Annotated in this window: 23 protein-coding genes and 1 pseudogene; 14 read left to right on the forward strand and 10 right to left on the reverse strand. The window is 62.4% G+C overall.

Features of this window, described 5'->3' with window-relative positions:
* Positions 1-68: 68 nt before the first annotated feature.
* Positions 69-548 carry a DUF721 domain-containing protein gene (locus A4A58_RS14605; protein WP_068733742.1) on the reverse strand — a complete coding sequence of 160 codons (480 nt, stop codon included), beginning with the start codon at positions 546-548 and terminating at the stop codon, positions 69-71.
* A 28-nt stretch (positions 549-576) separates the two neighbouring features.
* Here A4A58_RS14605 and mutY point away from each other — a divergent pair, with 28 nt between their 5' ends.
* Complete coding sequence (gene mutY, locus A4A58_RS14610; protein WP_068733208.1) at positions 577-1689, forward strand: A/G-specific adenine glycosylase; 1113 nt, start codon at positions 577-579, stop codon at positions 1687-1689.
* A gap of 45 nt (positions 1690-1734) precedes the next feature.
* Here mutY and A4A58_RS14615 read toward each other — a convergent pair whose 3' ends face one another.
* A complete protein-coding gene (locus tag A4A58_RS14615) occupies positions 1735-3024 on the reverse strand; it encodes a flavin-dependent oxidoreductase (RefSeq protein ID WP_068733210.1) in 1290 nt (429 codons plus the stop codon).
* Between the two features lie 205 nt (positions 3025-3229).
* Here A4A58_RS14615 and A4A58_RS14620 point away from each other — a divergent pair, with 205 nt between their 5' ends.
* On the forward strand, positions 3230-3766 hold the full coding sequence (locus A4A58_RS14620; RefSeq protein ID WP_068733744.1) for a PAS domain-containing protein: 537 nt from the start codon (positions 3230-3232) through the stop codon (positions 3764-3766).
* Positions 3729-5054 carry a methyl-accepting chemotaxis protein gene (locus A4A58_RS14625; RefSeq protein ID WP_068733212.1) on the forward strand — a complete coding sequence of 442 codons (1326 nt, stop codon included), beginning with the start codon at positions 3729-3731 and terminating at the stop codon, positions 5052-5054. Before A4A58_RS14620 ends, A4A58_RS14625 begins: the two co-directional genes overlap by 38 nt.
* Positions 5055-5132: 78 nt before the next feature.
* On the opposite strand, the gene A4A58_RS14630 is transcribed toward A4A58_RS14625, so the two are convergent.
* Together A4A58_RS14630 and A4A58_RS14635 are read right to left on the reverse strand one after the other, a co-directional pair.
* The gene (locus A4A58_RS14630; protein ID WP_068733214.1) at positions 5133-5468 is read right to left on the reverse strand and encodes a hypothetical protein; all 336 of its coding nucleotides are present in this window, start codon (positions 5466-5468) and stop codon (positions 5133-5135) included.
* A 156-nt stretch (positions 5469-5624) separates the two neighbouring features.
* Positions 5625-6548: a LysR family transcriptional regulator gene (locus tag A4A58_RS14635; RefSeq protein WP_068733216.1), complete on the reverse strand. Its 924-nt coding sequence runs from the start codon at positions 6546-6548 to the stop codon at positions 5625-5627.
* Positions 6549-6639: 91 nt separating this feature from the next.
* Between A4A58_RS14635 and A4A58_RS14640 the strand changes: the two genes are divergently transcribed.
* On the forward strand, positions 6640-7068 hold the full coding sequence (locus A4A58_RS14640) for a nuclear transport factor 2 family protein (RefSeq protein WP_068733218.1): 429 nt from the start codon (positions 6640-6642) through the stop codon (positions 7066-7068).
* Positions 7069-7121: 53 nt separating this feature from the next.
* On the opposite strand, the gene A4A58_RS14645 is transcribed toward A4A58_RS14640, so the two are convergent.
* A complete protein-coding gene (locus tag A4A58_RS14645; protein WP_068733220.1) occupies positions 7122-7802 on the reverse strand; it encodes a glutathione S-transferase family protein in 681 nt (226 codons plus the stop codon).
* A 150-nt stretch (positions 7803-7952) separates the two neighbouring features.
* Positions 7953-9086, reverse strand: coding sequence for a site-specific DNA-methyltransferase (locus A4A58_RS14650; protein ID WP_068733222.1), 1134 nt, complete (start codon positions 9084-9086; stop codon positions 7953-7955).
* A gap of 240 nt (positions 9087-9326) precedes the next feature.
* On the opposite strand from A4A58_RS14650, the gene ypfJ reads away from it, so the two are divergent.
* Both ypfJ and moaB read left to right on the forward strand, forming a co-directional pair.
* Positions 9327-10253 carry a KPN_02809 family neutral zinc metallopeptidase gene (gene ypfJ, locus A4A58_RS14655; RefSeq protein ID WP_068733224.1) on the forward strand — a complete coding sequence of 309 codons (927 nt, stop codon included), beginning with the start codon at positions 9327-9329 and terminating at the stop codon, positions 10251-10253.
* Positions 10253-10816 (forward strand): molybdenum cofactor biosynthesis protein B, encoded by a 564-nt coding sequence (moaB, locus tag A4A58_RS14660; protein WP_068733226.1) that lies wholly within the window; start codon positions 10253-10255, stop codon positions 10814-10816. Before ypfJ ends, moaB begins: the two co-directional genes overlap by 1 nt.
* Here moaB and A4A58_RS14665 read toward each other — a convergent pair.
* Together A4A58_RS14665 and A4A58_RS14670 are read right to left on the reverse strand one after the other, a co-directional pair.
* Positions 10813-11289 (reverse strand): annotated as a pseudogene (locus tag A4A58_RS14665) (GNAT family N-acetyltransferase); the annotation flags it as partial. The gene moaB and the pseudogene A4A58_RS14665 sit on opposite strands and share 4 nt — an antisense overlap.
* A 32-nt stretch (positions 11290-11321) precedes the next feature.
* Positions 11322-11891: a glycosyltransferase gene (locus A4A58_RS14670; RefSeq protein WP_068733228.1), complete on the reverse strand. Its 570-nt coding sequence runs from the start codon at positions 11889-11891 to the stop codon at positions 11322-11324.
* 202 nt (positions 11892-12093) lie between these two features.
* On the opposite strand from A4A58_RS14670, the gene A4A58_RS14675 reads away from it, so the two are divergent.
* The 4 genes from A4A58_RS14675 to A4A58_RS14690 all read left to right on the forward strand — a co-directional run bounded on the left by A4A58_RS14675 (position 12094) and on the right by A4A58_RS14690 (position 16222).
* The gene (locus A4A58_RS14675; protein ID WP_068733746.1) at positions 12094-13257 is read left to right on the forward strand and encodes a PA0069 family radical SAM protein; all 1164 of its coding nucleotides are present in this window, start codon (positions 12094-12096) and stop codon (positions 13255-13257) included.
* A 117-nt stretch (positions 13258-13374) separates the two neighbouring features.
* On the forward strand, positions 13375-13827 hold the full coding sequence (locus A4A58_RS14680) for a VOC family protein (protein WP_068733749.1): 453 nt from the start codon (positions 13375-13377) through the stop codon (positions 13825-13827).
* A 75-nt stretch (positions 13828-13902) separates the two neighbouring features.
* Entirely contained in the window at positions 13903-14631 is a 729-nt protein-coding gene (locus A4A58_RS14685) for a ribonuclease HII (protein ID WP_068733230.1), read from the forward strand.
* 82 nt (positions 14632-14713) lie between these two features.
* Complete coding sequence (locus tag A4A58_RS14690) at positions 14714-16222, forward strand: glycosyltransferase family 39 protein (RefSeq protein ID WP_068733235.1); 1509 nt, start codon at positions 14714-14716, stop codon at positions 16220-16222.
* On the opposite strand, the gene A4A58_RS14695 is transcribed toward A4A58_RS14690, so the two are convergent.
* Positions 16219-17052, reverse strand: a complete 834-nt coding sequence (locus A4A58_RS14695) for a uracil-DNA glycosylase (RefSeq protein ID WP_068733237.1) — start codon at positions 17050-17052, stop codon at positions 16219-16221. The two genes, A4A58_RS14690 and A4A58_RS14695, sit on opposite strands and share 4 nt — an antisense overlap.
* A gap of 155 nt (positions 17053-17207) precedes the next feature.
* Here A4A58_RS14695 and A4A58_RS14700 point away from each other — a divergent pair, with 155 nt between their 5' ends.
* The 3 genes from A4A58_RS14700 to A4A58_RS14710 all read left to right on the forward strand — a co-directional run bounded on the left by A4A58_RS14700 (position 17208) and on the right by A4A58_RS14710 (position 21881).
* The gene (locus A4A58_RS14700; protein WP_068733239.1) at positions 17208-18866 is read left to right on the forward strand and encodes an electron transfer flavoprotein-ubiquinone oxidoreductase; all 1659 of its coding nucleotides are present in this window, start codon (positions 17208-17210) and stop codon (positions 18864-18866) included.
* A gap of 311 nt (positions 18867-19177) precedes the next feature.
* The gene (locus A4A58_RS14705; RefSeq protein ID WP_068733241.1) at positions 19178-20965 is read left to right on the forward strand and encodes a tetratricopeptide repeat protein; all 1788 of its coding nucleotides are present in this window, start codon (positions 19178-19180) and stop codon (positions 20963-20965) included.
* A gap of 4 nt (positions 20966-20969) precedes the next feature.
* The gene (locus tag A4A58_RS14710; RefSeq protein ID WP_068733243.1) at positions 20970-21881 is read left to right on the forward strand and encodes a 4-(cytidine 5'-diphospho)-2-C-methyl-D-erythritol kinase; all 912 of its coding nucleotides are present in this window, start codon (positions 20970-20972) and stop codon (positions 21879-21881) included.
* 16 nt (positions 21882-21897) lie between these two features.
* On the opposite strand, the gene A4A58_RS14715 is transcribed toward A4A58_RS14710, so the two are convergent.
* A complete protein-coding gene (locus A4A58_RS14715) occupies positions 21898-22677 on the reverse strand; it encodes an SDR family oxidoreductase (RefSeq protein ID WP_068733246.1) in 780 nt (259 codons plus the stop codon).
* A gap of 145 nt (positions 22678-22822) precedes the next feature.
* Between A4A58_RS14715 and A4A58_RS14720 the strand changes: the two genes are divergently transcribed.
* Positions 22823-23899, forward strand: coding sequence for a tartrate dehydrogenase (locus tag A4A58_RS14720; RefSeq protein ID WP_081421871.1), 1077 nt, complete (start codon positions 22823-22825; stop codon positions 23897-23899).
* The last annotated feature ends 70 nt before the right edge of the window (positions 23900-23969 follow it).

The following is a 23969-nucleotide window of genomic DNA, read 5'->3' on the forward strand; positions in this document are numbered from 1 at the left end:
GTTCGCTTCGCTAACTTGAAACCACAAATGTGGCAAGCACGCGCCGGTTCCGGGCGAGCTGGAAAGCCTCAACTTCGCTTGATCGAGGCGCCGAGCCGCGCCAGCGCCTCGCGCAAGGCGTCGTCCTCGACCTCGGGCAGCGTTTCCGCAACCTGGGCGATGGCCTTGGCATCCGGCGGCTTCACGGTGCGGCGAGGCTGCGGCCGTGACAGCGGCGCCTGGCGCAGCGCGATCTTGCCGACCGCATTCCAGCCGAAAAAGCGATTCACCCGCTGCAGGATCGCATCCGACGAATGCTGGATCTCCAGCGCCATCGGCCCCTCGACGCGCAGGATAAGCGTCGCCGGCTCCTGCGGCTGGCCTTCCACAGGGCGTGGCCACTGGATCTTCAGCGGCTCCGAGAAATTCGCCACCTGCTGGCCGGCGATCTCGGCCCAGCGCGTCACCAGCTCGCGCGAGGCAAAGCCCTGTTTGGCATAGGCATCGGCAAACACCCCGCCGAGCAGGACGGAGAGCGGTTTCGCCGAGATATAGCCGGGCTTGTTCATGGTCGGGCGTTTTGGATACATGGTCGGCATGAGTCTATCAGCCGCCGCCACCCGACGAAAGAAACCTTCCGCACGGGATAGCGGGGAAAGCGCCGCCGCCAAGCGGCCGGCCCAATTGCTCGCCTGGTATGACAAGCATCGCCGCAGGTTACCGTGGCGGCCATTGCCGGGCGAGGGTATCGATCCCTATCGGGTCTGGCTGTCGGAAATCATGCTGCAGCAGACCACGGTTCAGGCGGTGGGGCCGTATTTCGCCAAGTTCCTGGCGCGCTGGCCCACCGTGAGCGATCTCGGCAGCGCCTCGCAGGACGATGTGCTGCGGATGTGGGCCGGGCTTGGCTATTACTCCCGCGCGCGCAATCTTCACGCCTGCGCCGTCACCGTGCTGCGCGACCATGGCGGGGTCTTTCCGGATACCGAAGACGGTCTGCGCGCGCTGCCGGGCATCGGGCCCTATACGGCATCGGCCATCGCCGCGATTGCCTTCGGCCGGCAATGCATGCCGGTGGACGGCAATATCGAGCGCGTCACTTCGCGGCTCTATGCGGTGGAAGAACCGCTGCCGAAATCCAAGCCTGTCATCGTGGGGCTGGCCGCGACGCTGCTTGGTCCCTCGCGGGCCGGCGACAGCGCCCAGGCGCTGATGGATCTCGGCTCCACCATCTGCACGCCCAAAAAACCCGCCTGCGCGCTGTGCCCCATCAATGACGATTGCGCCGCCAGGACCCGCGGCGATCAGGAGACGTTTCCGCGCAAACTGCCGAAGAAGGCAGGCACTCTGCGCCGCGGCGCGGCGTTCGTGGTCACGCGCGGCAACGAACTCCTGGTGCGCACCCGCCCGGAAAAGGGATTGCTTGGGAATATGACCGAAGTGCCGTCATCGGAATGGCTCGCCGGTCACGACGACAAGGACGCCTTGAAGCAGGCGCCGACCCTGAAAAATTTGACGGCGTGGCATCGCAAAACGGGCGCGGTCACCCATATCTTCACACACTTCCCGCTGGAGCTTGCCGTCTATACGGCGCATGTCCCGCCCCGCACCCGCCCCCCGGAGGGTATGCGGTGGGTCCCGATCGCAACATTGGATGATGAAGCCTTGCCGAATGTCATGCGCAAGGTCATCGCGCATGGACTGGATTGAAGTTTGAATCCAGGCGCTTGAATGCGCGACAGCGCGCGAGCTGCATCAGCCCGCGCTGGAAAGCTGTGACGATCGCGGCATCAATACGATCGGCGGTTTTGCATTTAGGCCCTCAACCTGAAATCCGGCGACGCGCTTGTAATTGGCGGCGATGTCTTCGAGTTCCTGCTGCGACAGCACGTCGGTGACGACGTTGAAGCCCTCAGGCGCGCGCTCCTCGACGATCTGCATGACCTGTTCCGGTCCGTTGCGGCGGTTCAACATCACAAGGTCAGTGGTCGCGGGGCGTCGCTCGGCCTCATAGGCTTCGAGCGCGGCCGGCACTTCACCAAGCGCAAGAATCTCACGCGTCAGTACGCGCGCATCGAGAATGGCCTGCGAAGCGCCATTGGAGCCGATCGGATACATCGGATGCGCGGCGTCTCCCATCAGCGTCACGCGGCCGAAGGTCCAGCGATCAACCGGGTCGCGGTCGACCAGCGGATATTCGTAAGCGTGCGGGCAGTTGCTGATCAGGCTGGGTACATCGAGCCAGTCGAATCTCCAGTCCTTGAACCAGGGCAGGAATTCCTCGAGCCGCGCCGTGCGGTTGTAGTCCTCGCGGCGCCACTCATAGGTTGGCGGCATGTGCCGTTCGGCCACCCAGTTGATGTCGTACTTGCCGTTGGCATCCGGCTCTTGCGAAATCGGGTAGCAGACGAATTTCAGGATCTCGTGGCCGGCCATGATCATGGTGCGGCCGGTCAGGAACGCATCGCCCTTGGTGATACCGCGCCACAGAATGCGGCCGTTCCAGAGCGGCGCGCCTTCCTGCGGATAGAGCTTCTGCCGGATCGCCGAATGGATACCATCGGCGGCAATCAACAACGTGCCGTCATAGCTGCCGGCGGATTTGCCGGTGACCTTGTCGATGAAATCGGCGCGGACGCCGTCCGGCGTTTCGGTCCAGCCGGTCAGATGATGGCTGGTGAGGATGTTCTCGGCGCCGAGGCGTTCGATGGCGGTGTCGAGCAGGATCTGCTGCAGCCTGCCGCGATGGATCGAGAACTGCGGCCATTTGTAGCCGGCCTCGATGCCGCGCGGTTCGCTCCAGATCGGCTTGCCGTGTTTTGAGAAGAAGGCGAGCTCGCGGGTGCGTACGCCGGATGCGTCGAGCTGGTCATGCAGGCCGAGCTCGATCAGCTCGCGCACCGCATGCGGCAGCACATTGATGCCGACACCAAGCGGCCTGAGCGCCGGCACGCTTTCGAACACGCGGCACGGCACGCCGATCTGGTGCAGGCTGAGCGCGAGCGTCAGTCCGCCAATTCCGCCGCCTGCAATGAGAACGGTCATTTTGTTGCCTCCCCCTCGATTTGATCGAGGTCATGGCACGGGAGAGGCGATGGCGGCAACTGGGACGATCGCCACGGAAAAACGCGTCCGGATCGTCCACTGGCGCCGAATTCATGGTGGATGGAACCTTAACGCAAAATTCAGCCGCGTTCCCTAATACCGGTGGCACTACTTTTTGGGTGAATCGGTCACCGGCAGGTCAATGATGTCCAACCAAATTAAGCCGAGCGGCCGCGAGACTTTCTTTCCGGCATCGGAGCTCATCGTATCCAAGACGGATCTCAAGGGTCGCATGACCTATGTGAACCGCCTGTTCTGCAAGATGGCCGGTTATACCGAAGCCGAGTTGCTCGGCCAGCCGCATAGCCTGATCCGTCATCCCGATATGCCGCGCAGCGTCTTCAAGTTGCTCTGGGACACCGTCGAGGAACGCCGCGAGATTTTCGCCTTTGTGAAGAACATGGCGAGCAATGGCGATCACTACTGGGTCTTCGCCCATGTCACGCCGTCCTATGGTCTAGACGGCAAGGTCGTCGGCTATCATTCCAATCGGCGTGTGCCTGCGCCGGATCTCATCAAGAAGACCATCGCGCCGCTCTATGCCGAAGTCTTGGCCATCGAGAAGCGGCACGTGAACGGCAAGGACTCCCTTGCTGCCGGTTACAAGGCTCTTACCGATTTCGTTACATCCCAGAAGGTCAGCTATGACGAACTTATGTTTTCTCTCAAGAGCGCAGCTTAGCACGCTCGTCGTCATCGCCGGCTCTGCGCTTGCTTTGGTGCTTCAGTTCTTCGGCCTCTCGCTCGCTGCCATGGTCTGTCAGGCCGTTGCGATCGCGGCAGCGATCGTCGCGCTTATCCTGATGGGCAAGACGGCACGCCTGATCGAAAAGGCACGGATCGCCTGCCAGCGCATCGCACAGGGCGACTTCGAGGCGCGTATCCTTGAAATCCCGGTGCGCGGTGTGACCGGCGAGCTGCTGCACAGCGTCAATGACATGATCGACGGCTGCGATGCCTTCGTGCGCGAATCCACCGCGGCGATGGCAGCGCTCAACGACAACAAATATTACCGGCGCATCCTGCCGGGCGGATTGCATGGCGGCCTGCTGCACGGCGCGAAAGCGATGAATGCTGCGACAGACAACATCGCCGACCGCATCCGGAATTTCGAGCGCCAGACCAGCCAGCTCGAATCCACCGTGGGCGGCATCGTGTCCGCACTCGACAGCGGTGCGGTCGAGATGAGCAGCACAGCAGGCAATCTGCGGACCGGTGCATCCTCGACATTGACCCGCGTGACGTCGGTGGCGGCGGCATCCGAACAGGCGTCCGCCAACATGCAGTCAGTGGCTTCGGCCACAGCGCGACTGTCGTCCAGTGCCAGCGAAGTCGGCGCCGACGTCAATCGCTCGGCCGCGATTGCCGGCCGCGCCGTCGAACGCGTCGCCGATGCAGCCAGCAACGTCGACGTGCTTCGCGCTGTCGCCGTACGCATCAGCGAAGTCGTGACGTCGATCAACGTGATCGCCAGCCAGACCAATCTGCTGGCGCTGAACGCGACGATCGAAGCGGCACGCGCAGGCGATGCCGGCCGTGGCTTTGCCGTGGTGGCGCATGAAGTGAAGGCGCTGGCGACGCAGACCGCCAACTTTACCGCCGAGATCGAGAAGGAAATCGGCCAGGTTCAGTCGGCGACCGACAAGGTCTCCTCATCGATCACTGAGATCGGCACCGTGATTGCGGAAGTGAACGAGATCACCGGCAAGGTCGCGAGTGCTTCGGAAGCGCAGTCGGCGGCAACGGCCGATATCGCGCGCAATATTGATGAGGCCTTCGCCGTGGTGCGCGAGATTTCGACCAACATCCAGCAGCTGGCAACGACCGCCAAGGACACCGAGCAGCTCGCGACATCGACCATGGTGGCATCGGGCGATCTGTCGTCGCAGTCGGGATTGCTGACCAAGGAAATCCGCAGCTATCTCGGCGACGCCCGGCAAAATCTGGTACGTCAGGCTGCCGCGCGCTGATCGCGTCCGCTCATTTCGATTGATCCGGAATTGGCGCCGTTGCGGCGCCAATTCCTTTGGCGGTGAAGCGCGCGACTGCTAGGCGCTGATATCGGTGAAGAAACCGCTAGCGCTGCCGCCATTCTCGGTCTTCTTGTTCACGGTTTCCTTGATCTTGTCGGCAATCTTCTGCTCGACCTCCCGGCGTTGCTCCGGCGACATGTTGTTCAATTCTTCTTCCGTTACGCCGATGCTCGACAGCAGCGCGTCGCGCATTTTTTCTGCTGGCGTCTTTTTCGCGTAGTCCAGGAATTTCTCTTCCGGCGATTTTGCTATCGCTGTTGCATTGCCGAGGCCGCTCTCGGCCTTGTCGGATGGCTGCAGTCTGGTCGGAAGCTTGAAGGACTGCATGCTGGAGATAATGGAGTTCGACATCTGAATTTCTCTTGCTGTGAGATGTTTGCGACCCACTACGCAAAAATCAGGCCATTAGAAATATTCAGACATCATAAGCATTTGAGTATTTGTGGTTGCTATCAGGCGTTGCCTCCCGGCAAGCTTTGCCGGCAAAATTGACCTAGGCGCACTGTGTCAGGCCGTGCGGCGCTTCGGTGGATCGAGTTCACGGCCGGTTTCCAGCATGATCTTGCGGAGCCAGATCGATCCGGAATCGAATTGCGCGCGTGTCGGCGTGAACATGAACTGTTCGTCGATGCCGGGATCGAATGGCGGCGCAATTGTCGTGAGCGATAGTGGCTGTGCCAATGCGGCAATCAGGCGTCGCGGCACGAAGGCCACGAGATCGGTCCGTGCCGCAACGTGCAGCGCCTCAATGTAGCTCGGCACGACGAGGGCGATCTGCCGCTCCAGTTTCTTGCTGCGCAGCCAGTCGTCGATCAGATCTTTGCTCTGGCCTCGGAGCACCACGGCGATATGGCGGGCTTTGAGAAATCCCTCGGTCGTCTTCAGGCGCGCCGCTGCCGGATGGCCCTTGCGGACGGCAAGGGCGTCGGAATCGACATAGAGCAACTGGCGATGGAAGCCGTTGAAAGCATTGCCGATGCTGATCACCATGTCGAGGCTGCGGGCGAATTCCGCCGTCATGATTGCCGGACCGCGCCATGGCACGACGTTGATCCTCACGCCTGGCGCAATGTTGTCGAGCTTCTTCATCAGCGGCGGCATCAGCAGTTCGACGGCCAGATCCGGCATCATCAGCCGAAAGTGCCGGTCGCTCAGGCTGGCATCGAAGACATCCGGAATGAACAGTCCACGCACCTGTTCGAGCGTCTGGGCGAGTGGACCGCGCATGGCCTGCGCGCGCGGTGTCAGCTCCATACGGGCGCCGACACGCACCAGCAGCGGATCGCCGAGAATGTCGCGCAGCCGGCGCAACGCATGACTGGTCGCCGGCTGCGACAGGCCAATCCGCATCGCGGCGCGGCCGACATTGCTCTCGCGCAGCAATGCATCGAGCGCGACCAGCAGGTTGAGATCGAGCGCTGCCAAATTCATGGGGTGAATATATATCATACAGACTATCGATTGGGAGAATGGGGATTCTTCCACCGATACTGCGTCATCGTTCAAGCGATGGAGCAGAACAATGAGCACGGCAGACAACAAGAAACTTATCCAGCAGGTCTACAGCGATTCAGCCAACCGCAGCGGCACGACTTTCGCCGATCATCTCGCCGATGACGCGTGCTGGATCGTCGTCGGCCAGTATTCCTGGGGACGTACGTTCAAGGGGAAGGATGCGATCCTCAATGGCCTCATGGGGCATTTCAGGTCGCTATTCGCCATTCGACCGCGCACGGTCGCTTCCAACTTCATTGCGGAAGGCAATCTGGTGGTGGTCGAGGCCAAGGGCGACAACGTCACCAAGACCGGCGATCGTTACGACAACGACTACTGCATGGTGTGGCGCGTCGAGAACGGTAAGATCACCATGATCAAAGAATATTGCGACACTGCATTGGTCGAGCGGGTACTGGGGCCGTTTCCCAAAGAAATGGCACGCGTGCCTGCCTGACACAAAAATGCCGGGCGCAGTGTTGCGCCCGGCATTCGTCGGATGGTTCGTGATCAGGCTGCGCTGGTGGCGAGATGCTTGAACATGGCGGCGCGGGCTTCGTCGTCCATCTCGGCCTTGAACTTGAATTGGTCCTTCAACGCGACAGCCTTCACCGCGGCGGGGCGTGCCGAGATCTCGTCATGCAGGCGCTTCACATTGGGGAACTGGGCGAAGCCCTCGTCGCCCAGGATGAAGTTGGTCATCCTCACCCAGCCCCAGACATCCATGTCCACGATCGTGTAGCTGTCGCCGACCATATATTGCCGTCCCGCCAGGCGGTCATTGAGCACGCCGAGATGGCGTTTGGCCTCGAATTGGTAGCGGTTATGCGCGTAATCGATCTTCTCCGGGGCGAAATGCTTGAAGTGCACGGCCTGGCCGAAAAACGGACCGATGCCGGTGGCAACGAACATCAGCCATGACAACAGCTCGCCGCGCTGCGCGGCCGGCGGCAGGAATTTGCCGGTCTTCTCGGCGAGATAGAGCAGGATGGCGTTGCTGTCGAACACCTTGACGCCGTCATCGTCGATCGCCGGCACCTTGCCGTTCGGATTGACCTTGAGGAAGTCCTGATTGAACTGCGCGCCCGTGCGGGTGTCGATGGCGATGGGCTCATAGGGCAGGCCGGCTTCTTCCAGAAACAGCGCAACCTTGGTCGGGTTCGGCGACCCGTTGAAGTAAAACTTCAGCATCTCAAATCTCCCTGGATTTTATACGTCAAAGCGCGAGGCGAGGACCGCGGGCGCGGACCGTCGTCTCGTGCTTTGAATTCAGGAAGAGTGCAAGCGACGTTTTGGTGAAGGCCGGGCGCGTGCGTCCGGCGGGTAGCATGAGCGGGGCGTCTAGACCGCGCCCATCTCGCTACGAATTTCTGCGCGCAGTTCGTCGATCAGGCGCAGGCCCTTCTTGGTCTCGACGTGCCAGAACGTCCAGCCATTGCAGGAGGCCGAACCCTGAGCCATCGCGCCCATGCGATGGATCGAGCCGACCTTGTCGCCGAACATGATGGCACCGTCGGCGCGCACCAGTGCGCCATGACGCTTCTTGAGATCGACCAGCTTGGTGCCGGGCGAGATCATGCCACGCTCGACCAGTTCGGAGAACGCCACGCGGGGCGCGCTGCGGGCGGTCATGAACGGCGCAAGCGTTGCCTCTGGCAGCGGTTCGATCGCAGCGATGCGCGCTTCGGCAGCGGCAGCGTATTCGCGGTCACGCTCGAAGCCGATGTAATTGCGACCGAGGCGCTTGGCGACGGCGCCGGTGGTGCCGGTGCCGTTGAACGGATCGATGACGAGATCGCCGGGTTTCGACGATGACAGCAGCACGCGGGCCAGCAGGCCTTCCGGCTTCTGCGTGGGGTGAACCTTCTTGCCGTCCGAGCCCTTCAGGCGTTCGTCGCCGGTGCAGAGCGGGATCAGCCAGTCGGAACGCGCCTGCACGTCTTCATTGGCGGCCTTGAGGGCTTCGTAATTGAACGTGTAGCCCTTGGCGTTCTCGTCGCGCGCAGCCCAGATCATGGTCTCATGCGCATTGGTGAAACGACGGCCGCGGAAATTCGGCATCGGGTTGGACTTGCGCCACACGATATCGTTCAGGACCCAGAAGCCGAGGTCCTGCATGATCGCGCCGACGCGGAAAATGTTGTGATACGAGCCGATCACCCACAAGGTCGCCGACGGCTTCATGATACGGCGTGCGGCCAGCAGCCACGCGCGCGTGAAGTCGTCATATGCGGCGAACGACGAGAACTTGTCCCAGTCATTATTCACCGCATCGACATGGGATTCATCGGGGCGCTTGAGATCGCCCTTCAGCTGCAGATTGTACGGCGGATCTGCGAACACCAGATCGACCGACGCTGCGGGGAGTTTTGACATCTCTGCGACGCAATCGCCAATGACGATGCGGCTGCTGGGAGAGGTTTCGAAGTGAGAGCGGGGCGCCCTTGCAGACGCCCCGCGACGCGAAACAACCATGACTCAATTACTCTGACTCAGGCGACGCTGTCGGCGACGCGGGACTAAACAACCGACAGCCAGACATTGACCGCGCAAAGTAAAAATCGACTTAATTGATAACGAGTTCGAACTAGGCAAGTTTTGCCGGGCAGGGTAATGCTTAATGCAATGGAAATTTTGCGCCGCAACTGCGTTATGTGTGCGGGATCGTCTGTAACTCGTCTAAAATGCTGCGAATTGAAATGAAGGAATTGCCCCATGCGTTACGATGACTTCCGTCGCAGCGACAATATCGATGACCGTCGTGACGACAGTGGTGGCGGGGGCGGCGGTTTCGGTATTCCCGGTGGCGGCGGCGGTCTCGGCATAGGCACGGTGATCGTGCTTGGCCTCGTTGGCTGGGCGTTCGGTATCGATCCGCGCATCCTGATCGGCGGTGCAGAAATTCTCACGGGCGGGCAGCAGGCACCGACCTATCAGACCGATCGGCGCTCGACGCCGACGAAATCAGGCGCACCCTCTGACGAGATGGGCAGCATGATCTCCGGCGTGCTCGGCGAGATCGACGATCGCTGGGACGAGATCTTCAAGGAGAGCGGGCAGAAATATACCGGGCCGCAGATCGTGCTGTTTCGCAATGCCACCAATGGCGGCCGCTGCGGCAATGCGCAGTCGGCGATGGGGCCGTTCTACTGTCCGCCCGACAAGAAGATCTATCTCGACACCGGCTTCTTCCGTCAGGTCGAAACCAAATTTCGCGGTTGCTCGGGCAATGCCTGCAAATTTACCGCGGCCTATATCATCGCGCATGAAGCGGGCCATCACATCCAGAACCTGCTCGGCATCATTCCGCGCGTGACACGGCTGCAGCAGCAGGCGGGCAGCAAGGCTGAGGCCAATCTGCTGCAGGTTCGCGTCGAACTGCAGGCCGATTGTCTGTCCGGTGTTTGGGTCAATCGCGAATCGAAGAAGCGGCCCGGTTTCCTCGAAGCCGGTGACATCGATGCCGCGTTGCAGACCGCGTCCGCCATCGGCGACGACACGCTGCAACGTCAGGCACAGGGCCGCGTGGTGCCGGATTCTTTCACCCACGGCTCTGCCGAACAGCGCAAGCGCTGGTTCATGACCGGCTATCAGCAGGGCACCGTGCAGGCCTGCAACACATTTGCGACGGATCGGCTGTGATGACATCGACCGATGTGACGAAAGACTTCGTGCCGCTCAACATCGCGGTGTTGACGATTTCCGACACGCGGTCGCTCGATGACGACAAGTCCGGCGCGACACTGGCCGATCGGCTGACATCGGCCGGTCACACGCTGGCGAAGCGCGAGATCGTCACGGACGATGTCGAAGCGATCCGTAAGATCGTGCGCGCATGGATTGCCGATCCCGGCGTCGACGCGATCATCACGACCGGCGGCACGGGGTTCACCGGCCGCGATGTCACGCCGGAAGCCATCGAGCCTTTGTTCGAGAAGCGGATGGATGGTTTCTCGATTGCGTTTCACATGCTGAGCCACGCCAAGATCGGTACCTCGACGATTCAGAGCCGCGCGACAGCTGGCACCGCCGGCGCGACATTTATCTTCTGCCTGCCGGGTTCGCCCGGCGCTTGCCGCGATGGCTGGGACGGCATCCTTGCCGCGCAACTGGATTACCGCACCCGGCCCTGCAATTTCGTGGAGATCATGCCGCGGCTGGATGAGCATCTGCGGCGCCCGAAGGCGAAGGGCGCGTCGGTCTAGATCACGAGCTCCCAGGTCTCTCCGATCAAATCCTGCCCGAAACTGCGATGCGGCTCGGTGGCGACCAGCGCGAAGCCGGCATCCTGATAGATTTTTCGCGCAGCGCCAAGATTGCTCTGGGTCCACAGCGTGATCCTGCGATAGCCGCATTGCCGCGCAAAGGCGATGGATTCCATCACCATGCGTTGGCCGAGCTTTTGTCCGCGCGCCTTGGGATCGATCAGCAAGAGCCGAAACTTGGCGACCTCGTCGGATGCCTTCACGAGAAACAGCGAGCCGACGGGCGCGCCATCCATATCAGCGATCCAGCAGCGTTCGCGCGTGGCATCGCATGATGTGACGAATTCTGCGGCGATGTCGGCTACCAGCGCTTTGAAGGACACGTCGAACCCGTATTCACTCGCATAGAGCTCGCCGTGACTGCGGATGACCCAGTCGATATCGCCGGGCTGGAGATCGCGTAGCACTGCAGGCTGAACGGCATTGGGGGCTTGGGCGGCCATGATCAGGCGACGATGATCCGGCTGCGCAGCAATGTGCGTGAGGAGCGGCCGAGCTGGCGCAGCAGCCGCGCTTCGGAGCGCCGGGCATCGGGTGCGTAGCCGCCGAGGCGGTCGTAATGATCGCGTGCGATCAAGAGGCCCTGATCGGCCTTGGGGCCAGTGATCAGGCGGATCATGTGTTTCAGGCCATCGCCAAATCCGGACTCGTCATAGGGCGAGCGCGCATAGCGGAAAATGCCGGCGCGGGGGCGATTGCTGGTCGAGACACGCTGGATGAATTGTTGGGTCTCCTCAATCCAGCCCGCATCGAGCACGGCGCCGGCATGCAGAAACATTAGCCAGGGCGAACGCGCCTGCTTGGCGCCGGCGGCCATCGCTGCGGCGCGCGATCCTTGCGAGGTCAGGAAGCCACAGCCGGCGACATCGGCAACGCGTTCGATGACGTCTGTGCCGGCGCGATCGACCAGCAGCACTTCGCGGATCACTCCGGCAGCCGCGCCCGGCACCAGCGCTGCCAGTGTGGCAACAGCGGGCTGCTCGACGCCTTCGGTGGGGATGATCACGCTCAGCATGGGTGTCGGATAATACCTCTCAACAACGGGGTGGCCGCGTTATCATTTCGTCATAGTCTATGCGGCGCTGGCGGCTGCTGCAATTTCGGGCGGTTCGACTTTCGGCCGCCCTGCAAGGCGGCGGGAGAATGCACAGTGCCCCGGCCGTGTGCCACTCTATTTATGTTCTTGCTTTGTTCCATGTGTGCGCTATCGTGGCTTCATGAGTCGCCAGATCGCTGCCCTCAAGCACCCGCCGGTCCCGGCGCCCTCCGATAAGCCGGCGGGTGCGCTTTCCCCTTTTCCCGAGATCGCGGTGGCGATCGACAAGCAGCGGCGGCGCGGCCGCGGCGCACAGTCGAACGACAGCGGTCGCTATGAAGCCGAGGCCCGGGTCGCCTTTGATGACGGCTGGCAGAGCCTCGATGAATTGCCGCCGTTCAAGACCACGGTTGCGACCGACACCGCGCGAAAGGTCATCACGCGCAACGAGTCGCCGGATATCGGCTTCGACCGTTCGATCAATCCCTATCGTGGCTGCGAGCATGGCTGCGTCTATTGTTTCGCGCGGCCGACCCACGCTTATCTAGGTCTCTCGCCCGGGCTCGATTTCGAATCCAAACTGTTCGTGAAGCCCGATGCGCCGGCGCTGCTCGAGAAGGAGCTGGCCGCCGCCGAATACGAGCCAAAGATGATCGCGATCGGCACCAATACCGATCCGTATCAGCCGATCGAGCGGGAGCGTCAGGTGATGCGCGGCATTCTCGAAGTGCTGGAGAAGACCGGTCATCCCGTCGGCATCGTCACCAAGTCGGCTTTGGTGACGCGCGATATCGATATCCTGGCGCGGATGGCGAAGCGCAATCTGGTCAAGGTCGCGTTGTCGGTGACGTCACTCGATCCGAAGCTCGCGCGCACCATGGAGCCGCGCGCCTCGACGCCGTCGAAGCGGCTAGAAGCTTTGCGGCAGCTATCCGAGGCTGGCATTCCGACCACGGTGATGGTGGCGCCGGTGATCCCCGCGCTGAACGACAGCGAGATCGAGCGCATTCTTGATGCCGCCGCTCATGCCGGCGTCAAGGAAGCCAGCTACGTTTTGCTGCGGCTGCCGATGGAAGTGCGCGATCTGTTTCGCGAGTGGCTGATCGCGAATTATCCGGACCGCTATCGCCACGTTTTCACGCTGATCCGCGAAATGCGCGGTGGCCGCGATTACGACTCGCAATGGGGCACGCGCATGAAGGGCACGGGGCCGATGGCCTGGATGATCGGTCGCCGCTTCGAGATCGCCTGCACGAAGCTCGGTCTCAACAAACGTCGTTCGAAGCTCACCCTCGATCATTTCGAGAAGCCGGCCGGTGCCGGTCAGCAACTGAATCTGTTCTAACTCCGCAGGTCTCGCAGCGTACGGAGTGGTGGAGAGGGGACGTTGGCAGGAAACCAGAGCCTGCCAACGTCCCTCTTTTCGATCTATAGAGTGAGTACAGGAGTGACACGCATGACGATGACGAAACCACCGGCGCCGATCGCGCGCATGACGGTAATCACGCTGGGCGTCGCGGATATGCGCAGGAGCATTGCGTTCTACGAAGCGCTGGGCTTTACGCGAAAGGCCCGTGCCTCGGGCGATGCCATCGCCTTTTTCGACACCGGCGCCAGCGTCCTCGCGCTGTTTCCGTGGGATCAACTGGCGCAGGATGCGACGTTGCCTGACCATCCAAGGCCACAGGCGTTTCGCGGCAGCACGCTGGCGTGGAATTGTCGCTCGGAGGACGAGGTCGATGCGGTCCTCGCTTTCGCCGTCGATTGCGGCGGATCGCTTCTGAAACCAGCGCGCAAGACCGATTACGGTGGCTATTCCGGCTACTTTGCCGATCCGGATGGCCATGCATGGGACGTGGTTGTGGCTCCGGGCATTGAAGTCGGCGACGACCGACGGGTGCATCTGGACGATTAATGGTCCGGCCTGAATAGCGGGCACGGTCTGGAGTTCCCGGTTGCGCCTGCCGGTCTGCTTCAGCACGATCCCCCAATGATTCGGGATGTGAAGAAGAAAGCGCCGGCCAAGCCGCGCAAGATCGTGGTGGCACCGAGCTTCACGCGCGAGCACGCGCTGTTGAAGCAGGGCATCTGGCCGGTAGCGGGCTGCGATGAGGCCGGGCGAGGTCCTTTGGCGGGTCCGGTCGTGGCTGCGGCGGTCGTTCTGGACCCGAACAACATTCCCAGGGGTCTCGACGATTCCAAGAAACTGACGGAGAGCAAGCGCGAGGCGCTGTTCGAGGAAATTTGCGCTACGGCGTCATTCGGCGTCGCCTATGCATCACCCGCCCGGATCGACCGCGACAATATCCTGCGGGCATCGCTCTGGGCACTGGCCCGCGCGGTCGCGTCGCTCCCGGACGCGCCGAAACATGTGTTTGTCGACGGCCGCGACAAAATCGATACGACGGCCGATTGCGAGGCGGTCATTGGCGGGGACGCGCTGGTGTTGTCCATCGCAGCAGCCTCGATCGTCGCAAAAGTCTCGCGCGATCGGCTGATGTGCCGGCTCGCTGAGGATTGCCCGGGTTACGGCTTCGAGGTGCACAAGGGTTATGGCGTGCCCCAGCATATGGCCGCGCTGAATGAACTGGGGCCCAGCATTCATCATCGCAGCCTGTTCGCGCCGGTGGCGGCGGCTCGTGCGCGGCACCAGGCGGTCGCTCGGGCGGCAGGCCTGATCGAGACCCAGTCTATCCTCGACATCGAGATTTCCGCCTGAGCCCTCAGGCGGTTGCCTCTCCCGGCTCCCCGCCGTATCACCTGAGCAAGCTTCATTCCCTGCTGGCCGGTTCAGACGTTCAATGCGTTTCACCTCCCTGATCGTCGAACTGATCCGCGCCCGGCCACGGCTGGTGTTCTGGATCGTCGTGCTGTGTCAGGCCGCGATCTGGCTGATTGTCCCACTGCTGCTGTATCGCGGGCCGCCGGGCGATCTCGCCACCGTGCTGGCCTATGGCCGGGAATATCAGGTCGGCACCCATATGGGTCCGCCGCTGGCGTTCTGGCTCGCCGACATCGCTTTCCGGGCCGCCGGCAATCACGTCTTCGGTGTCTATCTGCTGGCGCAGATCTGCGCTGTCCTGACCTTCCGTGCGGTCTATCAGCTGGGCAGCGCCATCGTCGGCGGACCGCAGGCGGTGATCGCCGTGCTGCTGACGATGACGGTCACGGCCTTCAGTGCGCCCGGCGTCGAATTCGGCCCGCTGATCCTGGCGCGTCCGCTCTGGGCGATGTTTCTGCTGCATGCCTGGCTGGCGATCGGGCAGGGCCGTCGCAATGCCTGGTTCGCGCTGTCGATCGAGGCCGGCCTGCTGCTGCTGACGACGCCCCATGCGATGTGGCTGCTGCCGCTGCCGCTCGTCTTCGGTCTCGCGACATCGCGCGGTCGGCGTAACCTTGCTTCGTTCGATCCGCTCTATGCGCTGCTGGTGATCGCCGTGCTGACATTGCCGTGGGCGATGTGGGTGATCCGGGCCGGCGCGCCGGTCTTGCCGGTGCTGCCGCAACTTGACGATCTCGCCGGAAAGGCGCGGCAGTGGGGTGTCCTGATCGCCTGGCTCCTTGCGGCCATCGCGGGTGTGATCGTGCTCGCGGTGATGAACTGGGGCCGCATCGTTCCGAAGACCGAGGAAGCTCCGATCATCTTCCGTCCGCCGGTCGATCCGCTGGCGCGGGACTATGTGTTTTTCTTCGCGCTTGTGCCGGGGCTGCTCGGCAGCCTGTTCGCTGCGCTCTACGGCCTTGAGCGCGTGGTCGGCAGTGCCGGTATCGCTCTGGTCATGTCGGGTCTCGCCGTCGTCGTGGCGTCGGGCGACCTGATTGCACTGCGGCGCCAGCGCGTGCTGCGCAAGGTCTGGGCCTTCGCCATCATCGCGCCTGCACTCGCAGCCTTCGCCAGTCTTGTGATTCTGCCTTGGGTCGATGGTCCCGAGGATGTCACAGCGCTTCCCGCGCGCGAGATCGGGCGCTTCTTCGGTGAGAGTTTCGAACGTCGCACCAATCGTCCACTGTCGGCGGTCGCAGGCGATGCGCAACTCGCCGCATTGGTCGGCATGAGTGCGTCACGGCCGCATCTGCTGAACGATGCTGTGCCTTCGCGCACGCCATGGATCACGCCAGCGAAGTTCGCCGAGACCGGCGGCGTCGTCGTGTGGCGCGCAGCGGATACAGTCGGCACGCCGCCTGCAGACATTGCGCAGCGTTTCCCCAACCTCGTGCCGGAAGTCCCGCGCGCCTTTGAGCGTCTGGTGAATGGCCGGCAGCCCTTGCTGCGGATCGGCTGGGCGATCGTGCGGCCAAAGGCGCCCTAGCTGGTCCTGCCCGACGGTGCTTCCAGCGCCTTTGCGATCGCGCGCAGATCCATCCAGGTCATCCGCTTGTAGGACGGCGAGCGCAGCAGATAGGCCGGGTGAAACGTCGCCAGCGCTTTGATCTTGCGCGTCCCGGTGTCGTAGTCGACCCAGCGTCCTCTGGACTTCATGATGCCATCGCGGGTCTGCAGCAGCGTCTGCGTCGAGGGATTACCGAGCGTGACGAGGATGTCCGGATTCACCAGTTCGATCTGACGCTGGATGAATGGCAGGCAGATCTGGGTCTCCTGCGGCGTCGGCGTGCGGTTGCCCGGCGGCCGCCACGGAATCACGTTGGCGATATAGACCTCGGTGCGCTTCAGCCCGATGGCCGACATCATCAGATCAAGCAGTTTGCCGGAGCGACCTACAAAAGGCAGGCCTTCGATGTCCTCGTCGCGGCCGGGTGCCTCGCCGACGAACATGATCCGCGCCTGTGGATTGCCGTCGGCAAACACCAGTTGGGTCGCGGTCGATTTCAGGGCGCAGCCGTCGAATGTATCCAGCATGCCACGCAGCACCTCGAGCGAGGGCGCGGTGCGCGCGGCGTCGCGGGCGGCGGCAATCGCCACGTCCGGGGCGACCTCGACACGGGCGGGTGGGCGTGCAGGGGGCGGCGGCATGCCATTCAGCGGTGGTCGCTTCGGCGCGCTGTCGGACAGCTCCCGGGCAGGCGGCGGGAGGTCGTCCGACAGCCGGTTCACCGGCTCATCCATCAATGCGCAATCGACCCCGGCCTCCAGATAAAAGGCGAGCAGTTGCGCAACGCTGGGGTGGGGTTCAGGCGTCATGGCTGGAGGTCACAGGCATGCCAGCAATCTAGGCCGGATCGACGCCCAGTGAAACGCCCCCTGTGCATTTAGGTGGTTGTTCTTCCGTCAAAAATCGGAAACAACAGCCCTTAGAAGCGTTCTGAACGGGTTGGAAACGGGTCTGAGACGAGATTATGAGCACTGAAGAACTTCCGCCGCGCGAGTCCATGGAATTCGACGTCGTCATCGTCGGTGCCGGGCCCTCCGGTCTGTCGGCCGCGATCCGGCTGAAACAGCTCAATGCGGACCTGTCCATTGTCGTGGTGGAAAAGGGTTCCGAAGTCGGTGCGCACATCTTGTCCGGCGCGGTGATCGATCCCGTCAATCTCGACAAGCTGATCCCGGATTGGCGCGAAGATGCGGACTGCCCGCTCAAGACCCAGGTCAAGGACGACCAGTTCTATTTCATGACCAAGACCGGTGGCTTCAAGCTGCCGAACTTCCTGATGCCGCCGCTGATGAACAATCATCACTGCTACATCACCTCGCTCGGCATGGTGTGCCGCTGGCTGGGCGCCAAGGCGGAAGCGCTTGGCGTCGAAATCTATCCCGGCTTCGCGGCCGCCGAGACGCTGTATGGCGACAATGGCGCCGTGCGCGGCATCGCCACTGGCGACATGGGCGTCGGCCGCGACGGCAAGCCGAAGGATTCGTTCACGCGCGGCATGGAACTGCTCGGCAAATACACGCTGTTCGCCGAAGGCGCGCGTGGCTCGCTGACCAAGCAGATCATCGCCAAATTCGCCCTCGACAAGGATTGCGAGCCCAGCAAGTTCGGTATCGGCATCAAGGAAGTCTGGCAGATCGATCCGGCCAAGCACAAAAAGGGCACGGTAAAGCACTCGTTCGGCTGGCCGCTCGACAACGACATCGGCGGCGGCACGTTCCTGTATCACTACGATGATAACCTCGTCGCGGTCGGCTTCGTGCTGCATCTGAACTACGAAAACCCCTACCTCTACCCGTTCGAGGAGTTCCAGCGCTTCAAGACCCATCCGCTGATCCGCGACACGTTCGAAGGCGGCAAGCGCCTGGCCTACGGTTCGCGTGCGATCACCGAGGGCGGCTACCAGTCGGTGCCGAAGCTGGTATTCCCGGGCGGCGCGCTGGTCGGCTGCGCCGCAGGCTTCGTCAACGTGCCGCGCATCAAGGGTGTTCACAACGCCATGGCGTCAGGCATGCAGGCCGCTGAACACGTCTCCGCCGCGCTGGCTGCAGGCCGCGCCAATGACGAGTTGATGGAATACGAGACCGGCTGGCGGTCGTCCTCGATCGGCAAGGATCTCTATCCGGTCCGTAACGCCAAGCCGCTGTGGTCCAAGTTCGGGACCCTCCTCGGCAACGCGCTCGGTGGCTTCGACATGTGGTGCAACACGTTCGGCTTCTCGCTGTTCGGCACCCAGAAGCATGAAAAGCCGGATCGCAAGGCGCTTAAGCCCGCCAAGCAGTATCAGCCGATCGTCTATCCGAAGCCGGACGGCAAGATCACCTTCGATCGCCTGTCCTCGGTGTTTCTGTCGAACACCAATCACGAGGAAGACCAGCCGATCCATCTCAAGGTTGCCGACATGGCGCTGCAGAAGTCGTCGGAGCACGACGTCTTTGCCGGCCCGTCGAATCGCTATTGCCCGGCAGGCGTCTATGAGTGGGTTGAAGAGTCGAGCGGTGCGCGATTCCAGATCAATGCGCAGAATTGCGTCCACTGCAAAACCTGCGACGTGAAGGATCCGAACGGCAACATCACCTGGGTTCCGCCGGAGGGTGGCGGCGGCCCGAACTACGAGGCGATGTAACCGGTTCACTGATTACGATTGTGTGAGCGGCGGCGCCTGTCGGCGGGCCGCTACACCGGCCGTAGGTCACGATAACGCCACAGTGCGAGCGTTTTCAGGGGCAGTGGCGCAATTCGGCGGCCCAATTGCTGACAGGCTTCAAGGTGCCACTGGTGCGATCGCGCCCCCGATCCTTGCGATTGACCGCCAAACGCGGCATTGTCGGCATGCGCTACGTTGCCGGGTCGGCTGCGCATCCGAGCCTGTCTTGCAGTCCTGCTCGCGTTCTTGCTCGATATCCTGCCCATAAATCCTGGAGCTAGGCGAACCCTATGTTGTCCATCCGTTTCAATCGTTTGACGCTCGCTGCCGCCACGGTCGCCGTCCTCGCGATGCCCGGTCAGCTGCTGGCGCAAACCCCGGATCATACCGGCGATAGCTCCGCCGCCCAGTTTCCCACGTCCCGCGATCTGAAGTCGCTCACCACCGCCGGCAGTTATCTGGCCGCCCGCCATGCCAGCGTCGAGCGCGACGCCACCTCGGCTGCGGCGTTTTACCGCTCCGCTCTGCGCACCGATCCGAAGAACAACGAGCTGCTCGATCGCGCTTTCATCTCCTCGCTCGCTGACGGCGATATCGAAGAGGCCGTCAAGCTCGCCGATCGCATCCTGACCATCGACAAGTCGAACCGCGTCGCCCGTCTCGTTGTGGGTGTGCGCGATCTCAAGCTGAAGAAATACGCTGCCGCGCAGACCAATATCAACCAGTCGGTGCGCGGCCCGATCACCGACCTCGTTGCGACGCTGCTGTCGGCCTGGGCCGGCTACGGCGCCGGTGAGAGCAAGACGGCGATTGCCAATATCGACAAGCTGGCCGGTCCGGAATGGTATCCGATCTTCAAGGATCTGCATGCCGGCCTGATCCTCGATCTTGCCAATAAGCAGAAGGATGCGGGCGCCCGTTTTGAGCGCGCCTACAAGCTCGATGATTCCGCGCTGCGCGTGGTCGACGCCTATGGCCGCTGGACGTCGCGTAACAAGGACGATGCTGCGGCGCTCGGCATCTACGAGACCTTCAACAAGAAGCTCGCCCGTCACCCGCTGGTGCTGGAAGGTATCCGCGAGACCAAGGCCGGCAAGAAGTTGGCACCGCTGGTCGACAGCCCGCAGGCCGGCGCTGCTGAAGCACTTTATGGCATTGGCGCGTCGCTGACCCGCCGCGGCGGCGAAGACCTCGCGCTGGTCTATCTGCAGCTCTCGCTTTATCTCAAGCCGGACCACTCGCTGGCGCTGCTGTCGCTCGCCGATCTCTACGAGTCGGTGAAGAAGCCGCAGATGGCCATCAAGATCTATGAGCGCGTGCCGGCCAATTCGGCTCTGAAGCGCAATGCGCAGATCCAGCAGGCCACCGATCTCGATGCGGCTGATCGCAGCGATGAAGGCATCAAGATTCTCAAGGCTGTTGTCGCCGACGATCCCCGGGATCTCGAAGCCATTATGGCGCTCGGCAATATCGAGCGTGGCCGCAAGAAGTTTGCTGACTGCGGCGAGACCTACACCAAGGGTATCGACGTCATCGCCGCCAACCAGGACAAGCCGAACTGGGTGTATTTCTACTTCCGCGGCATCTGCCTGGAGCGTTCCAAGCAGTGGGCCAAGGCTGAAGTCGACATGCGCAAGGCGCTGGAATTGCAGCCCGAGCAGCCGCATGTGCTGAACTATCTCGGCTATTCCTGGATCGATCAGGGCATCAATCTCGACGATGCCATGAAGATGATCAAGCGCGCCGTCGATCAGCGACCGGACGATGGCTACATCGTCGACTCGCTCGGCTGGGCCTATTACCGCATCGGCAATTTCGACGATGCCGTGAAGCAGCTCGAACGTGCGATCGACCTGAAGCCGGAAGATCCGACCATCAACGACCATCTCGGCGATGCCTACTGGCGCGTGGGCCGCAAGCTGGAAGCCAAATTCCAGTGGCAGCACGCCAAGGATCTGAAGCCGGAAGCTGAAGAGATTCCGAAGATCGAGGCGAAAATGGAAAACGGTCTGTCGGATGAACCTTCGTCCTCGGCTGCATCCAACGACAAGAAAAAAGAAGACGGCAAAGGCGGCTAATTCCATGGTTGGGGGCACGACCGGCTCAACGAGCCCGGTTCTCGAAGAAGATGCGCGCGCCAAGGTCAATCTGACCCTGCGCGTCATCGGCCGTCGGGCTGACGGCTATCATGATCTCGAAAGCGTCGTGGCCTTTGCCGATTGCGCCGACAGATTGACGCTCGATTCGGGGGCTGACCTGTCGCTGACCGCAACTGGTCCGCGCGCGCAGGAATGCGGCGACACCGCCGACAATCTCGTCATCAAGGCCGCGCGCTTGCTCGGTGAGCGCGTCGAAGGCCTGACCTTTGGGCGCTTTGCGCTCGACAAGCACTTGCCTGTTGCCGCCGGCATTGGCGGTGGCTCGGCGGATGCTGCCGCTGCACTGCGCCTCCTGGTGCGCGCCAACAATCTCGAAATGGACGATCCCCGGGTGCTCGAAGTGGCCCGTCTGACCGGCGCGGATGTGCCGGTCTGCGTGCAGTCGCGCGCCTGCGTGATGACGGGCGTGGGCGAAAATCTGCTGCCGCTCAGCCTGCCGCGTTTGCCCTGCGTGATGGTCAATCCGCGCGTGCCGGTGGCGACCAAGGATGTGTTCAAGGAGCTCGGCCTGAAAAACGGCGAGCTGCGCGTCGGCGTCAAAGACGTGTTGAAGCGGGCCACCTGGCCTGACGAAGGCGGCTCGATCGATGCGTGGATCGTCGCTCTGAACGCCGGCACCAATGATCTTGAAGCGCCCGCACTGAAGGTCGAGCCTGTGATCGACACGGTGCTGTCGGCCTTGCGCGATGCTGAAGGCGTTCGGCTGGCCCGGATGTCGGGGTCGGGCGCGACCTGTTTTGCGCTGTTCGGCAACGACACCGACGCGCAGCGCGCGGCCGGTGCCATTCAACTCGCCCACCCGCTGTGGTGGGTGCATGCCGGCGCGCTGAGCTAACGCGCCGATCGCGGCGCTAGCTGCCCCAGCCTGCGCTGTGGCCACCGTCCACCGTATAGATCACGCCGGTCGTATAGCCCGCGCGATCGGACGCCAGAAACGTCATCATGTCGGCGATCTCGCGCGGCTTCGCGGCACGCCCGAGCGGCAGACCCTGCTGCAGCTCCCGGAAGCGGTTCTCGTCGCCCAATTGGGTCTTGGCGCGGGTCTTCATCAGCGTGACGTGACGCTCGGTCTCGACCGGGCCGGGATTGATGCCGACGACGCGGATATTGTCCTTCAGGCTCTTGCCGCCCAGCGCCCGGGTGAACGCCATCAGCGCGGCATTGCCGGCGCTGCCGCAAATGTAATTGGCGTCGAACTTCTCGCCGGCCGCGCCGATGTCGTTGACGATCACGCCATGGCCGCGCGCCTTCATCTGCGCATAGACGAGACGCGTCAGATTGATGAAGCCGAACACTTTGAGATCCCAGGCATGGCGCCAGGTCGGCTCGTCGATCTTGTCGAGCGATCCGCCGGGGATATCGCCGGCATTGTTGACGAGGATGTCGATATCGCCGGCGGCAGCCGCCAGCGCGGCGAGCTCGTCCGGCTTGCGCAGATCGACGCCATGCACGGCGACGTCGATCTGGTGGCTGGATCGCAATCGGTCCGCCAGCGCCTGCATCTGCTCGACATTGCGGGCGGCAAGGCGGAGATCGCAGCCTTCTTCGGCAAACGCTTCCGCGGCCGCCGCGCCGATACCCTTGGATGCGCCCGTGATCAGGACGCGCTTGCCGCGCAAATGAAGATCCATGGAATGCCTCTGGATTGCAGAAGGGAGTGTCTGCGACAGAGTTAGGCCCCTGCGGCAAAACCGGTCAACATTGCAGTGCAGCGTTGATCGCAGGCCGGCTTTGGTCCACATCTGCAGGCAGAATTACTGGCGAAGGAAACCCCACGTGAGCGCACAAAAAGAATATCGGATCGCGGTCATCCCCGGCGACGGCATCGGCAAGGAAGTCATGCCGGAAGGCCTGCGCGTCCTTGAAGCGGCAGCGAAAAAGCATCGTGTGAAGGTGCATTTCGATCATTACGACTTCTCGTCTTACGACTATTACGAGAAGCACGGCCAGATGATGCCGGACGACTGGAAGGCGCAGATCGGCAAGCACGATGCGATCTATTTCGGCGCCGTCGGCCTACCGGCAAAGATTCCGGATCACATTTCGTTGTGGGGCTCGCTGATCAAGTTCCGCCGTGAGTTCGATCAATACGTCAATCTGCGCCCGGTGCGCCTGATGCCCGGCGTGCCCTGTCCACTGGTCGGCCGCAAGCCCGGCGACATCGACTTCTGGGTGGTGCGCGAGAATACCGAAGGTGAATATTCATCCGTCGGCGGTCGCATGTTCCCGGACACCGACCGTGAATTCGTTACCCAGCAGACGGTGATGACCCGCACCGGTGTCGACCGCATCCTGAAGTTCGCGTTCGACCTCGCGCAGTCGCGGCCGAAGAAGCACCTGACCTCGGCGACCAAGTCCAACGGCATCGCGATTACGATGCCCTATTGGGACGAGCGTGTGAAGGCGATGGGCGAGAACTATCCCGACGTGAAGTGGGACCAGTATCACATCGACATTCTCACCGCGAATTTCGTGATGCATCCGGACTGGTTCGACGTCGTGGTTGCATCCAACTTGTTTGGCGACATCCTGTCCGATTTGGGCCCGGCCTGCACCGGCACCATCGGTATCGCGCCATCCGGCAACATCAACCCGACCGGCGATTTCCCGTCGGTGTTCGAGCCGGTGCATGGCTCGGCGCCGGATATTGCAGGGCAGGGCATCGCGAATCCGATCGGCATGATCTGGTCCGGCGCGATGATGCTGGAACATCTCGGCGAGAAGGCTGCTGCGGATTCGATCGTCAAGGCGATCGAACGCACGCTCGGTGAACGCACGCTGCGGACGCGTGACCTTGGCGGTCAGGCCGATACGGGTGCTTGCGGCAAAGCTGTCGCGGAAATGCTGGAGTAATTCTGCTTCTTGCGCATCTACAAAAATGCCCGGCTTTGAGCCGGGCATTTTCATTTTGGGAGTTCGCAGC

Source organism: Tardiphaga robiniae (assembly GCF_001618955.1).
In the GTDB taxonomy this organism is placed as follows: domain Bacteria; phylum Pseudomonadota; class Alphaproteobacteria; order Rhizobiales; family Xanthobacteraceae; genus Tardiphaga; species Tardiphaga robiniae_A.

What these genes read in the sequence shown, in the direction of transcription:
- A4A58_RS14605 (WP_068733742.1), bottom strand. Translation starts at nt 548, where the DNA reads ATGAACAAGCCCGGCTATATCTCGGCGAAACCGCTCTCCGTCCTGCTC.
- mutY (WP_068733208.1), top strand. Translation starts at nt 577, where the DNA reads ATGAGTCTATCAGCCGCCGCCACCCGACGAAAGAAACCTTCCGCACGG.
- A4A58_RS14615 (WP_068733210.1), bottom strand. Translation starts at nt 3,024, where the DNA reads ATGACCGTTCTCATTGCAGGCGGCGGAATTGGCGGACTGACGCTCGCG.
- A4A58_RS14620 (WP_068733744.1), top strand. Translation starts at nt 3,230, where the DNA reads ATGTCCAACCAAATTAAGCCGAGCGGCCGCGAGACTTTCTTTCCGGCA.
- A4A58_RS14625 (WP_068733212.1), top strand. Translation starts at nt 3,729, where the DNA reads ATGACGAACTTATGTTTTCTCTCAAGAGCGCAGCTTAGCACGCTCGTC.
- A4A58_RS14630 (WP_068733214.1), bottom strand. Translation starts at nt 5,468, where the DNA reads ATGTCGAACTCCATTATCTCCAGCATGCAGTCCTTCAAGCTTCCGACC.
- A4A58_RS14635 (WP_068733216.1), bottom strand. Translation starts at nt 6,548, where the DNA reads ATGAATTTGGCAGCGCTCGATCTCAACCTGCTGGTCGCGCTCGATGCA.
- A4A58_RS14640 (WP_068733218.1), top strand. Translation starts at nt 6,640, where the DNA reads ATGAGCACGGCAGACAACAAGAAACTTATCCAGCAGGTCTACAGCGAT.
- A4A58_RS14645 (WP_068733220.1), bottom strand. Translation starts at nt 7,802, where the DNA reads ATGCTGAAGTTTTACTTCAACGGGTCGCCGAACCCGACCAAGGTTGCG.
- A4A58_RS14650 (WP_068733222.1), bottom strand. Translation starts at nt 9,086, where the DNA reads ATGGTTGTTTCGCGTCGCGGGGCGTCTGCAAGGGCGCCCCGCTCTCAC.
- ypfJ (WP_068733224.1), top strand. Translation starts at nt 9,327, where the DNA reads ATGCGTTACGATGACTTCCGTCGCAGCGACAATATCGATGACCGTCGT.
- moaB (WP_068733226.1), top strand. Translation starts at nt 10,253, where the DNA reads ATGACATCGACCGATGTGACGAAAGACTTCGTGCCGCTCAACATCGCG.
- A4A58_RS14670 (WP_068733228.1), bottom strand. Translation starts at nt 11,891, where the DNA reads ATGCTGAGCGTGATCATCCCCACCGAAGGCGTCGAGCAGCCCGCTGTT.
- A4A58_RS14675 (WP_068733746.1), top strand. Translation starts at nt 12,094, where the DNA reads ATGAGTCGCCAGATCGCTGCCCTCAAGCACCCGCCGGTCCCGGCGCCC.
- A4A58_RS14680 (WP_068733749.1), top strand. Translation starts at nt 13,375, where the DNA reads ATGACGAAACCACCGGCGCCGATCGCGCGCATGACGGTAATCACGCTG.
- A4A58_RS14685 (WP_068733230.1), top strand. Translation starts at nt 13,903, where the DNA reads ATGATTCGGGATGTGAAGAAGAAAGCGCCGGCCAAGCCGCGCAAGATC.
- A4A58_RS14690 (WP_068733235.1), top strand. Translation starts at nt 14,714, where the DNA reads ATGCGTTTCACCTCCCTGATCGTCGAACTGATCCGCGCCCGGCCACGG.
- A4A58_RS14695 (WP_068733237.1), bottom strand. Translation starts at nt 17,052, where the DNA reads ATGACGCCTGAACCCCACCCCAGCGTTGCGCAACTGCTCGCCTTTTAT.
- A4A58_RS14700 (WP_068733239.1), top strand. Translation starts at nt 17,208, where the DNA reads ATGAGCACTGAAGAACTTCCGCCGCGCGAGTCCATGGAATTCGACGTC.
- A4A58_RS14705 (WP_068733241.1), top strand. Translation starts at nt 19,178, where the DNA reads ATGTTGTCCATCCGTTTCAATCGTTTGACGCTCGCTGCCGCCACGGTC.
- A4A58_RS14710 (WP_068733243.1), top strand. Translation starts at nt 20,970, where the DNA reads ATGGTTGGGGGCACGACCGGCTCAACGAGCCCGGTTCTCGAAGAAGAT.
- A4A58_RS14715 (WP_068733246.1), bottom strand. Translation starts at nt 22,677, where the DNA reads ATGGATCTTCATTTGCGCGGCAAGCGCGTCCTGATCACGGGCGCATCC.